A 14,288-nucleotide genomic window follows, 5' to 3' on the forward strand; every position below is an offset into this window, starting at 1 on the left:
GGTCTCACGGAACACCTCCAGCCTCGGCGACGGCAGCACAGGACGCATGAGCCGAGTGGTCCCCACCTGGACCCCAATGGGCTCTCCTACGACGGTGCCGTCGCGGAGACGCTGGTAGTACGAGGTCCGCGGACCGGCCCGCGGCCACCGATCCAGGGAGGTGTTGACCGTGCTGCGTCCCGTTGTCGTAGGACTGGACGGTTCACGCGAGAGCCTCGCCGCCGCCGACTGGGCGGCGCGGGAGGCGCTGCGCCGCGGTGCGCCGCGGTGCGCCGCGGTGCGCCGCTGCGCATGGTGCACGCGTGGCAGGGAGCGTCGCCCGAACCGTCGACGCTGCCCGAGTTGGAAGCGCCCCGGTACTGGACGCGGCGGATTCTCCGCGAAGCCATGGACCAGATCAACGAGCGTTATCCGCAGGTCTATCTGAGTGCCGAGCAGATCGCCCGGCCCCCGGCCGACACGCTTGTGGCGGCCTGCGCGGAGTCCGAGTTGCTGGTGCTGGGCAGCCGCGCGTTCAGCGGATTCGGCGGGTTCCTGGCCGGTTCCGTGGCGCTGGCCACCGTGGCTCACGTGACGCGGCCGGTCGTGCTGGTCCGGGCCGACGAGACCCCCGCCTCCGACGGCAAGCCGTCGGCCCGTGCGCCGTACCGCGAAGTCGTGGTGGGTGTCGACACGGCGCGTCCGTGCGAGGACGTGCTCGCGTTCGCCTTCGAGAGCGCTGCCCTGCGGTCCGCACCGCTGCGTGTGGTGCTCGCGTGGCAGCAGTCGATCTCGCCCGGGCCCGGCGCGAAGAACACGAGCGCGCAAGACGACGCCGAGCGGGAGCTGGCCAGGGTCCTCGGGCCGTGGCGCGAGAAGTATCCGACGGTGGAGGTCCACGAACTCGTGGCGAACGACCATGCGGCGCACCTGATCAAGAGCGCGACCGCGGACGCCGGCCTGCTGGTCGTCGGCCGCCGCAACCGCCCGGCCAGGATCGGCGCGCACACCGGACAGGTCGACCACGCGGTGATGCACCACGTCCGCTGCCCGGTCGCGATCGTCCCGCACGAGTGAAGCACCACCACACATGAGTGAGGCCCACACGCCGGCCGCGTGGGCCTCACTCATCTCTGCCGCTCAACTGACGAACTCGCCGACGGCCGCCTTGAGTTCGGTCAGTCCCTTCTTCGCGTCGGTGAAGAACATGCCGGTCTTCGGGTCGGTGTACAGCTCGTTGTCGACGCCCGCGTAGCCGTGGCCCATCGAGCGCTTGATGACGACAACGCTCTTCGCCTTGTCGACGTCGAGGATCGGCATACCGGAGATCGCGTTGCCGGGGCGGCGGGCGATCGGGTTGGTGACGTCGTTGGCGCCGATCACCAACGCCACGTCCGCCTGCGGGAATTCGGGGTTGACCTCGTCCATCTCCTTGAGCTGTGTGTACGGCACGTTGGCCTCGGCCAGGAGCACGTTCATGTGTCCCGGCATCCGGCCGGCCACCGGGTGGACGGCGTAGCTGACATCGACGCCGTGCTCGGTCAACAGCTTGGCCAGGTCGCCGAGTTCGTGCTGCGCCTGGGCTGCGGCGAGGCCGTACCCGGGGACGAAGACGACCTTGCTCGCGTAGGCGAGCTGGATCGCCACGTCGTCGACGGAGAGCGCGCGTACCTGGGCCGGAGCACCGGATCCGGTCGGCGCCGGGGGGCTGTCGCCGGTGCCGAAGCCGCCGATCACGATGTTCATGATGGAGCGGTTCATGGCGTCGGCCATCAGTTTGGTGAGGATGCCGCCCGAGGAGCTGACGAGCATGCCCGCGATGATGAGGGCTGTCTCGTCGAGGACGAAACCGGCCATCGCGACCGCCGAGCCCGTGAAGGCGTTCAGCAGGGCGATGACCACCGGCATGTCGGCGCCACCGATCGGCAGGACCATGGTCACGCCGAAGAGAAGGGCGACAACGACCAGTCCGTACAGGGCTGTTGCGGAGTCCGGGGCCAGCACCAGCCAGACCGTGCCGACGGCGAAGGACGCCGGCAGCAGCACGTTGAGCAGGCGTGCCCCCGGGAACACCACCGGCGAGCCGGACACGAGGCCCTGCAGCTTGCCCGCCGCGACGAGCGAGCCGGAGAAGGTGACCGCGCCGATGACGATGCTCAGGGCGCCCGGGAGCGAGACGCGGGCGCCCAGCGCGGCCGGACGGTCGGCCTGGAGGAGGTCGTTGACCGCGATGAGGGCAGCAGCACCACCGCCAACAGCGTTGAAGATGCTGACCAGTTGGGGCATCGCGGTCATCTTGACCTCGCGCGCGGCCCACAGGCCGAGTGCGGCGCCGACGAGGCCACCGCTGACGAGGACGAGCCAGCCGGTGCCGGTGATCCGGTTCTCGTGCACGACGAGCCACACCGTGGCGCCGATCGCGACGGCCATCGCCCCGGCGGAGAGCGTGTTGCCGCGGCGGGCCGTGCGCGGGTGGTTCATCAGGTGCAGGCCGAGCACGAAGCAGGCGGCGGCGATCAGGAAGACGTAGTGGACGGCGTTGGAGACGGTGTCCATGGCGGTCACACCTCCTTGTCCCGGGTGCCGGCGGTGGGCCGGGCCTTGAACATCTCCAGCATCCGGTCGGTGACGACGTATCCGCCGACCACGTTCATCGCGCCGAACACCATGGCCACGAAGGCGAGGACGTAGCCGAGCCAGGTGTGCGACCCGGCGGCGATGAGCATCGCGCCGATCACGACGATGCCGTGCACGGAGTTCGAGCCGGACATGAGCGGGGTGTGCAGGGTAGCCGGGACCTTGCTGATGACCTCGATGCCGACCAGGACGCTCAGCACGAAAACGGTGATCGCGGTGAGGAGGTCGAGGTTGTTCATGAGGATGCACCTCCTGTCTGGGACGCTCCACCGGTCAGGGCGGCCGTGATCTCGTCGGTCGGGTCGAGGACGAGTTCGCCGTCGGGCGCCAGATGACGCAGCACGGCGACGAGGTTGCGGGCGTAGGCGGTGGACGCGGCGGTCGCCATGGCGGACGGCAGCCGGCCGGCGCCGATCAGGGTGACGCCGTTGTCCAGGACGGTGGTCTTGTCGGCCTCGGTGCCCTCGACGTTGCCGCCGAACTCGCTCGCCGCCAGGTCGACGACGATCGAGCCGGGCTTCATCCGCCCTACGACCTCGGCGGTCACGAGCAACGGCGGTTTGCGGCCGGGCACTTGGGCGGTGGTGATGACGATGTCGGAGCGGGCGATGTGCTCGTCCAGCGCGGCTCGCTGAGCCTGCTGTTCTTCTTCGGTCAACTCCCCTGCGTAGCCGGTCTGTTCGGCGCCCGGTTCTGGTGCCTGGACGGTCTGGATGTCGAGGAACCGGGCGCCGAGCGACTCCACCTCCCCTCGGGACGCGGGGCGTACGTCGTACGCCGAGACGACGGCGCCCAGGCGGCGGGCGGTGGCGATCGCCTGCAGCCCGGCCACTCCGGCGCCGAGGACGAGGACCTGCGCCGGGCGCATGGTGCCCGCCGCGGTGGTCAGCATCGGGAAGAACCGGTCGTACGAGTCGGCGGCGAGGACCGCCGCCTTGTAGCCGGCGACGTTGGCCTGCGAGGTCAGCGCGTCCATGGACTGGGCGCGGCTGAGGGTGCGGGGCAGCAGGTCGAGGCTGACCGTGCGGACCCCGCGCGCGGTCAGTTCGTCGACGAGGGCGGGATGGCGCAGCGGTTCGAGCAGGCCGATCAGGGTCTGCCCGGTGCGCAGCGCCTCGGCGCTCTCCGGGTCCGGCGGTCCGACGCACAGCACGGCGTCCGCGCGTGCGTACAACTCCTCCACGGATACGACGGTCGCGCCGGCCTCGGTGTACTCGGCGTCGGCGAACCAGGCGCCGGACCCGGCACCGGCCTCGACGAGGACGTCGATTCCGGCCCGGCGCAGGAGGGTTACGGCCTCGGGGACGAGCGCGACCCGGCGTTCACCGGGGGCCCTCTCCCGTACGGCTCCTACGGTGACGGTTCCCATGATCTGCTGCCTCTCTCTGTGGCCCGGGGTCGCCGGACCCGCTCAGAACTCGAAGACGAGCCGTGCTTCGGCCCGTCCGCCGAGGACCTCGTCGAAGGAGTCGTTGACCTCGTCCAGACGCCGCGGTTCGGCGATGACCTTGGTGCGGCCGGCCGCGTGCAGCGCGAACACCTCGGACAGGTCCTGACGGGTGCCGACGATGGAGCCGATGACGGAGATCCCGCCGAGCACGGTCTCGAAGATCGGCACGTTGATCGCGGCGTCGTCGGCGGGCAGGGCGACCATGACGAGGCGTCCGCCGCGGTTGAGCGACCGGTACGCCTGCTCGAACGCCTGGGGCGCGGCGGCCAGCACGACGGCCACGTCGGCGCCACCGGCCTTCTTGATCTCCTCGACCGGGTCATGCGTGCGGGCGTTGACGGTCAGGTCGGCGCCGAGCTGGTGGGCGAGGCCGAGCTTGTCGGGTTCGAGGTCGACGGCGGTGACGAACCCGCCGACGAGGCGCGCGTACTGGAGCGCCAGGTGGCCGAGGCCGCCGATGCCGAAGACGGCGACCCGCTCGGCCGGGGTCACCCGGGCGACCTTGATCGCCTTGTACGTGGTGACGCCCGCGCAGGTCAGCGGTGCCGCGTCGAAGGACGACACTCCGTCGGGGACCCGGACGATCGCGCCCGCGTCGGCGACGGCGTATTCGGCGTAGCAACCGTCCACGGAATAGCCGGAGTTGACCTGGCTCTCGCAGAGGGTCTCCCAGCCGGAGACGCAGTAGCGGCAGGTGCCGCAGGACGAGCCGAGCCACGGGATCGCGACCCGCTTGCCGATCAGGTCGTGGGACACGCCCGCGCCGACGGCCTGTACGGGGCCGACGCCTTCGTGGCCGGGGATGAAGGGTGGCCGCGGCTTGACCGGCCAGTCGCCGTGGGCCGCGTGGATGTCGGTGTGGCAGAGGCCGGAGGCCTCCATCTTCACGAGCACCTGGCCGGGGCCGGGCTCGGGGACGGGAAGGTCCTGGATCTCCAGTGGCTTACCGAAGTCGGTGACGACTGCTGCCTTCATGATCTGCTCCTCAAGTCGTCGTGCACCGGGCCGCCTTGACCCGGGTCACGAAATGCAGCCCTTCTCCGGCTGCGAGGGAGAAGCCGCCCGGTGTGCCCGGTTCCACGTCCAGGACGTAGAAGGGGCGGCCGTGCGCCTCGTACTGGTCGGCGTTCACGTGGAAGGTGCAGCCCTCCACCACGCCGACGAGCATGTCGCCGTCACCCAGGGCGAATTCGCCGCCCGGGAAGCACATCGGGTCGCTGCCGTCGCAGCAGCCGCCCGACTGGACGAACATCACGGGCCGGCCGTGGGCGGCGCGCAGGGCCGCGATGGCCTTGCGCGCCGCACGCGTTGCGGTGACGCGCCCGACGGTGCCGTACTCGACTGTTCCGGGCATGTCGCTGCGCTCCTCTAGAACAGGCCGAGGGGCTTGTCGCTGTAGCTGACCAGGAGGTTCTTGGTCTGGCTGTAGTGGTCGAGCATCATCTTGTGGTTCTCGCGGCCGATGCCGGAGACCTTGTAGCCACCGAACGCGGCACCCGCGGGGTACTGGTGGTAGCAGTTCGTCCAGACCCGGCCGGCCTTGATGGCGCGGCCCATCCTGTAGGTGAGCGCGGTGTCGCGGCTCCACACGCCGGCCCCGAGGCCGTAGAGCGTGTCGTTGGCGATCTCCAGGGCCTCGGCCTCGTCCTTGAAGGTGGTGACGGCGAGGACGGGTCCGAAGATCTCCTCCTGGAAGACGCGCATCCTGTTGTGGCCCTTGAGGACGGTCGGCTCGTAGAAGTAGCCGTTCGCGAACTCCCCTTCCATGGTGGGCCGGTGGCCGCCGACGAGCAGTTCCGCGCCCTCCTTCAGACCGATCTCGACGTACGACGCGATCTTCTCGACCTGCTGCCTGGAGACCTGAGGGCCGATCATGGTCGCGGTGTCGAGCGGGTCGCCCTGCTTGATGGCGCGGATGCGCTCGATGCAGCGGCCCATAAACTCCTCGTAGATGTCCTCCTGGATGAGGGCGCGCGAGGGGCAGGTGCAGACCTCGCCCTTGTTGAACGCGTACAGGACGAGTCCCTCGACGGCCTTGTTGAGGAAGTCGTCGTCCTTCACGGCCACGTCGTTGAAGAAGATGTTCGGCGACTTGCCGCCCAGCTCCAGCGTGACCGGGATGATGTTCTGGGCCGCGTACTGCATGATCAGGCGGCCGGTGGTGGTCTCGCCGGTGAAGGCGACCTTGGCGATGCGCTTGTTGGTGGCCAGCGCCTTGCCGATCTCCGCGCCGGGGCCGTTGACGACGTTGAGGACACCGGGCGGCAGGTGGTCGCCGACGACCTCCATCAGCTTGAGGATGGACCACGGGGTCGGGGAGGCGGGCTTGATCACCGTGGCGTTGCCGGCGGCGAGCGCCGGGGCCAGCTTCCACGCGGCCATCAGCAGCGGGAAGTTGAACGGGATGATCTGGCCGACCACTCCCAGCGGCTCGTGGAAGTGGTAGGCCACCGTGTCCTTGTCGATCTCGGTGATCGAGCTCTCCTCGGCACGGATCGCGGCCGCGAAGTAGCGGAAGTGGTCGGCCGCGAGGGGGATGTCGGCCGCGAGGGTCTCGCGGACCGGCTTGCCGTTCTCCCAGCTCTCGGCGATCGCCAGTTCCTCGCGATGGGCGTCGATCGCGTCGGCGACCGCGTTGAGGGCGGCGGCGCGCTGAGTGGCGGACGCCTCACCCCACTTGGGCTGTGCGGAGTGCGCGGCGTCCAGGGCGAGTTCGATGTCCTCGGGCCCGGACTTCGGGACCTCGCAGATCGGCTCGGCGGTGGCGGGACACAGGTCGGGCGAGTACTGGCCGGTGGTGGGTGCCTGCCACTTGCCGCCGATGAAGTTCTCGTAGCGGGGCGCGACGTCCACGGGGCTGCCCGGCCTGCCCGGAGGCTGGTACTTCATGACCGTCCCCTTTCCTCGGGTTCCCTCGGGTTTCTCATCACGACGTTCGTGGTGATGCTCAACACGCTAGGAACGCGAACGCTGCAACACCGCTGCATGCCGTACGACCTGCGGCGGGACGGCGCTCTCGGCGTCCAGCGCGTGGGCGCGGGCCGCCGCGGCTGCGCGCTGCGGCGATCCGCACGGCAGGACGTGAGCGAGGGCGGACCATGCGGGGATGTCGTCGGCACCCCAGTCCGCGGCGATCCAGCGACGCAACAATTCGGAATCGCCGCTGCCGAGCACGGCACCACGCAACTGCTGCTCCAGACAACGCCGTTGCTCCACCACGACCGGCGCGTCGGAGCGCGGCAGCAACGGCCCGGGGTAGCGGGCGAGGGCCTGCGCCACCCGCCCTTCGGCGAGGAGGTCGGAGATCTCGCCGAGGTCGGTCCGCACCGGGCGCAGCAGCGCGTACGGCCGCGAGCCGAGCAGGGTGGGGCCGAGGACGGCACGCAGCCGGGTCATCTCGGCCCGCAGCGTCGAGGGCGGAACCTCCCGGTCCGACAGTTCAACGGCGAGCCGGTCGCCCGTCACTCCTTGACCGGCCAGGGCGAGCGCCAGCGCGATCTCGCTGTGGCGCGGGCTCAGCCGCAGGAATCGTCCACCGGATTCCAGTAGGGCGCAGTCCCGGCCGAGAACCTTCAGCCGTACGTCGTCGTATCCGACCGGGTCCGGCATCCTCACCGGTGTGGTCAACGTCCGGGCGAGATGTGCCTCTGCGGCGAGGGCCGCTCCTCGTACGGCGGCCAGGGCCGGAGGTGTGGCGATGGTGGCGCCGCCGGAGAGGTCGACCACCCCGAGGACGCGTCCGGTGGCGGGATCGCGGATCGGGGCGGCGGCGCACGACCAGGCGTGCACGGCGGAGCTGTAGTGCTCGCCGGTCACGATCTGGACGGGGTGGCCCAACTCCAGTGCGGTGCCAGGGGCGTTGGTCCCGGCCCGCTTCTCGGACCAGTCGGCGCCCTCTGCGAAGTGCATCCGCTCACCCCGCTCCATGGTCGCGAGGTCACCCTCGACCCAGAGCAGGGTGCCGTCGGCATCGGCGACGGCGAAGATGTGCCCGTCGTCGGCGGCACCGGCCCCCAGCAGCTCCCGGAACAGGGGAAGAGCCGTGGCCAGCGGATGGGTGCGCCGGTATGCGGCCAGTTCCCCGGATGCCGTGTGCAGGAGCGGCAACCGGCTGCCGTCGGGACGGACGCCGTACCTCTCGCAGCGCCGCCACGACGCGGCGACCAGGTCACGTACGTGCGACACCGCTCCGGGCGCCGTCACGAACCGTTCGTGTGCCGCGCGCAGAGCTGTCGCCGAGGTGGTGGAAGCGTCCATCGCACATCCCAGGTGCCGTTCGCCGGGTCCGTCACATCCACCTCAGCCGTACGACGGGACGAACTGCAGAGGCCGAACGGCCCTGGTGACAGGGTCTCTCGGGTCCCGGCAGGAGGTTGTGGCCGGAGACCGGGAGCACGGCGGAGCCATGGGCCACCCGGCCGTGGTCGACGGACCGCACGGCTCGTTGGCGTACGGTTCGGCGCGGTGGGAGACTCCCCTACTGCTCCGCCACCGGAACCCGCCACACCAGCGTGCTGCCGCCGCCCTCCGGACGGCTCAGCTCCAGGTCTCCGCCGAGGTTCTCAGCTCGCTCCCGGATATTGCGCAGCCCGCTGCGGCGGCCGTCGGCCGGAATGCCCACGCCGTTGTCGGTCACGGTCAGACGCACCTCACGGCCGTCGGTCTCCAGCGCGACGTCGGCACGGCCGGCCTGCGCGTGTCGGGCGATGTTGGTCAGCGCCTCGGTCAGCACGGCGATCACATGGTCGGCGATTTCCCGCGGCACGTCGGTGTCGACGAGACCCTCCATGCGCACGCTGGGGGCGAAGCCGAGCACAGGGGCGGCTTCGCCGACCGCGCGGACGACACGGGCTCGGAGGCCCGTCCCGGCACCGCCGTCACGGGCCCGCAGGCCGAAGATCGTCGACCTGATGATCTTGATGGTCTCGTCGAGGTCGTCGACTGCCCGCGCCACGCGCTCGGCGGCCCCGGTGTGGTCGATGAAGCGGCCCGCGCTCTGGAGGGTCATACCGGTGGCGAACAACCTTTGGATGGCGAGGTCGTGCAGGTCACGGGCGATACGGTCGCGGTCCTGGAGCACCGCGACCTTCTCGGCGTCCCGGCGACGTTCGGCCAGCTCCATCGCTACGGCCGCCTGCGCGGCGAAGGCCTGCAGGGTCTCGGTCTCTGTCTCCGAGAAGGGCTGCCGCCCGGCTTCTCGCGCCAGCAGGACCACGCCGCGCACACCGGCCTCGCCGGCACCGATGGGCACGGCCACCGCAGGGCCAAGCCCCTCGAAGCGCCTTGGTTCCAAGGAGATACGACCGTCGTGACTCGCGTCCGCGCTGGTGACGGGAGCGGCACCGGAGAAGGCCAACCCCATCAGGCTGCGGTCCATGGGCAAGATCAGCCCCTGGTGCGCCTCGGCGTCCATACCAACGGCGATCTCCACGGCGAGCGTCTCGGTGTCCTCCATCGGCAAGGCGACCGCCGCGAGCGCGGAGCCGGTGATCTCACCGGCCCGCTCGGCGATCAGGGCGAGAACCTTGGTGTGGGCGTCGCCGGACATCAGGGTGTGGGTGATCTCCGCGTTCGCCCGCAGCCAGCGTTCCCGCAGCCGGGACTCCTCGTACAGACGGGCGTTGTCGATCGCGACACCGGCCGCCACCGCCAGAGTGGACAGGACGGACTCGTCCTCGTCGTCGAACTGCGCTCCGGCTCGCTTCTCGGTCAGATAGAGGTTGCCGAAGACCTGGTCGCGCACCCGGATCGGTACGCCAAGAAAGGTGTTCATCGGCGGGTGGTTGGGCGGGAAGCCGTACGAGGCCGGGTGCTCGGAGATCTTCACGAGACGCAGGGGTTCGGGATGCCGGATCAGCTCGCCGAGGATGCCGTGGCCCTCCGGGTACGGGCCGATGCGGGCGATCTGCTCCTCGGAGACGCCGACCGTGTGGAAGGCCGACAGTGCCTTTCCGTCCGGGGTGATCACGCCGAGCGCCGCGTACTCGGCGTCGACCAGCACCGCGGCGGCCTCGACGATGCTGTGCAGGGCCTGCTCCAGCTCCAGCTCCCTACCGACGGAGAGCACCGCCTCCAGCAGACTGTGCACCCGGTCGCGAGTACCCCGTGCCGCGTCCAACCGCGCCTGGAGCTCCTCCAGCAGCTCGTCCAGCTTCAACTGCGGCAGCCGTATACGGGCTTCCCGGGACTCCTCAACGCTCGCCACCGGTGATCCTCCAGATCGCCTAACCACACCGCAGGTCGACCTATCTGGTCTTGTGCCACGGTATCGGTCGGAGGCCGGTCAGGACATGGGATCAAGCCCCTGTGGTGCCCTGGTCGGCAATTTTGACCAGCCTTCTATCAACGGAGCCGACTCTGGGGCGAAGTGCCTGGCCGCAACCGTCCTGACCCATGTATCCGCACTGGTCAGTGGCCCGGCGTGTTGGTTCATGACCCAAGTCGAAGCGCAGCGGTTTCGAGGTCGACTGCTCTCTATAGGTCGTAGGTCTACGTCGATACGATGCGCACGGTCGCACGTGCCTGACGGCACGGCCTTCGAGTGTTGCAGCTCCCCGGGGAGTGTGCTGTGGATTCTCAGACCGATCCCTGGCGAGCCCTGACCGATACCGACGGCGACACCGTCGGTTGGCAGTTCCAGCAGCCCGGCCTGGTGTCGAGGGCCGTGCCGTTCGGGCTGGTCGCCGTGATGGCCACGGTCAGTGTCCTGGTACCGGACGGTGACGTGCAGTCCTGGCCGGAGTACTGGTCGAGCATCGCGCTCCTGCTCGTGTGTGCCGGAGCCTTCCTTCTGCCGTGGCGGCGGCTACCGGCGTGGACCCCGGTTCTGGTCCCGCTGCTCTACGCCGGTTCCGTCCTGGAGCTGATCCTGGCATCAGGCGTGGCCTCCGGCGCCCCGCATCGTGTTCGCCGCCGCCCGCGCCGAGGGCTTCCTCGCCCTGCCCGCACTGCCGAAGATCGGCCGCCGCCGTCGGCATCCGGGCGAACCCCCAACCACCGCTAGGGAACGCCTCTTTGTCGACGAGCACGCCGTCGCCCGACTGACAGGCGCGCGGCGGGCAAGGCCGTGCCGGACCGGATCCCGCCCGAGTTCACCTCGACAGCAGCACCACTGCAGGTCCGGAGGATTCGGGGCGCACCGTCGGCCCCGTCCTGTCAGCCGCCGTTCTGTGTGGCCGTCTTGGAGTAGTTGTCTTTCCAGGCGGCCTTGGCGCCCGAGTCGCCGATCCGGTAGACGTCCACCACGGCGCCGACCGCGACAGCGAGGGAAAGGGTCACGACCACGCCCCGAACCAGTACCGAGGGCGACCATGAAGCACTCGGCACGCCCTCCTTGTCGGGTGATGAGCGGCGGGCCGTCCACCAGACGATGATCGAGATCACGAAGAGGCCCAGAGCCCACGGGAGCAGACCGTCGCCGAGTTCGGCGTGCTTGCGCACCAACGGGTCGCTGCCGACATGCTGTTCCAGCCACTCCCCCGCATGGGTGGCCACCGGAACACTGGCCAACGTCACGAGCGCGAGGATCGGCAGCAGCAGGCCAAGCCGCACACACCACGAGTGCCAGGGCGCTCAAGGGTACAAGCACGATGACGAAGTGCACGAACAGGACATGTGCGGGCAGTCCATTGACGACAGTGAGACTCATGTGGGCTTTCTCCAGGGGGTGTTGGGGGTACCGCGGCTCAATTTTTCACAGGGAACTCTCAGTTGCCTCTGAGTCCCGTCAGGCTCATTGACCACATGGGTGCCGGGTGAGCCGGCTCAGGGAGCGAGTGAGAAGTAGCTCTCCTCCTCCTGACTGAAGTGCAGGCGGAGGACGGAGTGGAGCCCGTACAGGCAGGCTCGCAGGTCGTCGATCTGTTCCGGCTTCAGCGCGCCCGTCTCGTCGGCCATGCGGAGGTGGGTGGTGATGCGGCGGGACAGGCGGGCGATCTCGGTGTGGGCCCGGCTCATGGTTTCGGTGGTCTCCGGGCCCCCCAGTTGTCTGTTCAGGGCCGGGTAGAGCTGGTGTTCCTCCGCGTATTCGTGGGGGAGCAGCCGGGTGGTGAGCAGCTGGTCGACGTGGCGCACGGCGGCCAGTGACCGGGGACCGTCCTGCGCGGAGAGCAGGCCGGCGGCTTCGCGGATGGCGTCCAGGGCGTCCCGGAGGTCGTCGTGTTCGGCGGCGAAGCGGTGGATGAGGTCCTCGGCGTCCGGTTCGAGAGCGGTCCGGGCGCCATGGGCCGGCAGCAGTGCGCGCAGGGCGTTGAGGATGACGGCGACGTCGATGCCTTCCTGGAGAAGGGCGCCGACGGCGGGCGGCAGCCAGCCGAGGAGGGCCGCGATCATGGCGAGCAGTGACATCGCCATTCCGCCCGCGGCGCTCTGGACCGCGATCCGGCGGGCCCGTACGGCGATCTCCATGGCGTCGGCGAGGCGGTCGACCCGGTCGGTCGTGAGGATGATGTCGGCGGCTTCGGAGGTCGCGGTGGAGCCGCGGGCGCCCATGGCCACGCCGATGTCGGCGGCGGCCAGGGCGGGTGCGTCGTTGACGCCGTCGCCCACCATGACGGTGACGGCCCGCGCGCGTTCCTCCTGTACTGCCGCGACCTTGTCGGCGGGGAGCTGACCGGCCCGGACGTCGTCGAGGCCCAGGACGGCTCCCACTTCGCGGGCGGGTTCGGCGCGGTCACCGGTGAGCATGAGCAGCCGGGTCAGCCCCGCCGACCGCAGCCGGCGGACCGTGCGTGGGGCGTCGTGGCGCAGCGGGTCCTGGAGCAGGACGGCGCCGGCGGGCGCGTCGTCGACGGTGAGCCAGGCGATGGCGGCCCCGTCGAGAACGGCCCGGTTGTCCACGGCATGGGCCCAGTCGGGGAGGGCCGCATGCGGAACACCGGACTTGCCGACACCGAGATGCAGTCCGTCCACTGTGCCCGAGGGGCCGCGTCCTGGTTCCTCGGTGGCGTCGACGGGCATGGACAGCGCGAGGCCCCGGGCCCGTGCTTCGCGGACGATCGCGTCGGCCAGCACATGCGCGGAGACCTGGTCGAGCGAGGCGGTCAGCCGCAGCACCTCGGACGGCGACCGGCCGGGGGCGGCGGCGACCGCCAGGACGTGCGGTCGGCCGACCGTCAGGGTGCCGGTCTTGTCGATCACCAAGGTGCGGGCCCGCCCCAGGCGCTCCAGCGCTCCACCGTCCCGGACGATGACACCGCGGCGGGCCGCACGCGACAGTCCCGAGACGATGGCGACCGGTGCGGCGAGCAGGAGTGGGCAGGGCGTCGCCACGACAAGGACGGCGACCGCGCGGACAGCGGACCCGCTCAGCAGCCAGGCGACACCGGCCAACCCCAGCGACAGCGGCAGGAACCAGGCCGCGTAACGCTCCGCCAACCGCACGGTGGGTGCCCGTTCCGCGACCGCGTGCTGAGCCAGCCGTACGATCTCCGCGTACGTGCTGTCCTGCGCGGTGGCGGTCGCCCGGAGTTCGAAGACGCCGCCCGCGTTGACGACGCCGCTGCGTACGGCCTCGCCGGCGCCGCGCTCGACCTGGGCGGACTCGCCGGTCAGCACGGACTCGTCGAGTTCCGCCGTACCGTCCAGGATGTTGCCGTCGACGGGGACTACGTCTCCCGGGCCGACCACGAGTACGTCGCCGACGACGACGTCCGCGAGCGGAACCACGGCCACCTCCCGGCCGGTCCGGCGGCGGGCCGAGCGGGGGGCGTGCTCCAGCAGGGCCCGCAGGTCGCGCGAGGCCCGGCGCTCGGCGGCGGCATCCAGCGCCCGGCCGGTCGCCAGCATCAGCGCGATCAGGGCACCCGCCAGGTACTCGCCCACCGCGAGGGTCCCGGCCAGGGCGAGCACCGCGATCAGGTCGACGCCGGCCCGTCCCTTCCGTACCGCGGCCAGGACCCAGGCCACGGCGGGAACGGCGGCCACCACCGTGCCCGCCGCCCAGCAGGCGTCGGCGACGTTCCGGCTCCCGGCCGCCCAGGCGATTCCGCCGCTGAGAAGGGCGGTCGCCGTCACGACCAGCAGGGCCGGTTCGAGCAGTCCACGGACACTCCGGGCCTGCCTCCCCCGCCCGTCGTCTCCGGTGGCTCCCAGCTGTGACACGGCAGTGGCCCTCCGGCTTTCTCCGGGCATGCACGCCACCGGGCGCGGCGGCATCCCCGGGTTTCCATGCAACCGCGCACCCGGCGACGGACGGCAGGGCCGAACGGTCCACAACGACGGG

12 protein-coding genes and 1 pseudogene are annotated in these 14,288 nt (G+C 70.6%); 3 read left to right on the forward strand and 10 right to left on the reverse strand.

Annotated elements, in window-relative coordinates; all coding sequences use genetic code 11:
* Nucleotides 1–169: 169 nt before the first annotated feature.
* Nucleotides 170–214: pseudogene (locus tag JHN63_RS54740) on the forward strand (hypothetical protein); the annotation flags it as partial.
* A gap of 53 nt (nt 215–267) precedes the next feature.
* A complete protein-coding gene (locus JHN63_RS22010; protein ID WP_374222938.1) occupies nt 268–1,056 on the forward strand; it encodes a universal stress protein in 789 nt (262 codons plus the stop codon).
* Nucleotides 1,057–1,119: 63 nt separating this feature from the next.
* Here JHN63_RS22010 and JHN63_RS22015 read toward each other — a convergent pair whose 3' ends face one another.
* From JHN63_RS22015 to JHN63_RS22050, 8 genes are all read right to left on the reverse strand, one after another.
* A complete protein-coding gene (locus JHN63_RS22015) occupies nt 1,120–2,535 on the reverse strand; it encodes an NAD(P)(+) transhydrogenase (Re/Si-specific) subunit beta (RefSeq protein WP_200682834.1) in 1,416 nt (471 codons plus the stop codon).
* Nucleotides 2,536–2,540: 5 nt separating this feature from the next.
* Nucleotides 2,541–2,855, reverse strand: coding sequence for an NAD(P) transhydrogenase subunit alpha (locus tag JHN63_RS22020; RefSeq protein WP_200682835.1), 315 nt, complete (start codon nt 2,853–2,855; stop codon nt 2,541–2,543).
* Complete coding sequence (locus JHN63_RS22025; RefSeq protein WP_200682836.1) at nt 2,852–3,985, reverse strand: NAD(P) transhydrogenase subunit alpha; 1,134 nt, start codon at nt 3,983–3,985, stop codon at nt 2,852–2,854. Before JHN63_RS22025 ends, JHN63_RS22020 begins: the two co-directional genes overlap by 4 nt.
* 42 nt (nt 3,986–4,027) lie before the next feature.
* Nucleotides 4,028–5,041 carry a zinc-dependent alcohol dehydrogenase gene (locus JHN63_RS22030; protein ID WP_200682837.1) on the reverse strand — a complete coding sequence of 338 codons (1,014 nt, stop codon included), beginning with the start codon at nt 5,039–5,041 and terminating at the stop codon, nt 4,028–4,030.
* A 10-nt stretch (nt 5,042–5,051) separates the two neighbouring features.
* Entirely contained in the window at nt 5,052–5,420 is a 369-nt protein-coding gene (locus JHN63_RS22035) for a DUF779 domain-containing protein (RefSeq protein WP_200682838.1), read from the reverse strand.
* A 14-nt stretch (nt 5,421–5,434) separates the two neighbouring features.
* Nucleotides 5,435–6,955, reverse strand: coding sequence for an aldehyde dehydrogenase family protein (locus JHN63_RS22040; protein ID WP_200682839.1), 1,521 nt, complete (start codon nt 6,953–6,955; stop codon nt 5,435–5,437).
* A gap of 66 nt (nt 6,956–7,021) precedes the next feature.
* Nucleotides 7,022–8,323, reverse strand: a complete 1,302-nt coding sequence (locus JHN63_RS22045) for a GAF domain-containing protein (RefSeq protein ID WP_200682840.1) — start codon at nt 8,321–8,323, stop codon at nt 7,022–7,024.
* Nucleotides 8,324–8,543: 220 nt separating this feature from the next.
* Nucleotides 8,544–10,271, reverse strand: coding sequence for a GAF domain-containing protein (locus JHN63_RS22050; protein ID WP_200682841.1), 1,728 nt, complete (start codon nt 10,269–10,271; stop codon nt 8,544–8,546).
* Between the two features lie 363 nt (nt 10,272–10,634).
* Here JHN63_RS22050 and JHN63_RS22055 point away from each other — a divergent pair, with 363 nt between their 5' ends.
* Nucleotides 10,635–11,069, forward strand: coding sequence for a hypothetical protein (locus JHN63_RS22055; protein WP_234477515.1), 435 nt, complete (start codon nt 10,635–10,637; stop codon nt 11,067–11,069).
* A gap of 152 nt (nt 11,070–11,221) precedes the next feature.
* Here the strand turns inward: JHN63_RS22055 and JHN63_RS22060 are convergent, their stop codons facing one another.
* Nucleotides 11,222–11,581, reverse strand: a complete 360-nt coding sequence (locus JHN63_RS22060; protein WP_307781951.1) for a DUF2231 domain-containing protein — start codon at nt 11,579–11,581, stop codon at nt 11,222–11,224.
* Nucleotides 11,582–11,830: 249 nt separating this feature from the next.
* Nucleotides 11,831–14,158: a heavy metal translocating P-type ATPase gene (locus tag JHN63_RS22065; protein WP_234477521.1), complete on the reverse strand. Its 2,328-nt coding sequence runs from the start codon at nt 14,156–14,158 to the stop codon at nt 11,831–11,833.
* Nucleotides 14,159–14,288: the final 130 nt, after the last annotated feature.

This window comes from Streptomyces sp. MBT65, assembly GCF_016612545.1.
Taxonomy (GTDB): domain Bacteria; phylum Actinomycetota; class Actinomycetes; order Streptomycetales; family Streptomycetaceae; genus Streptomyces.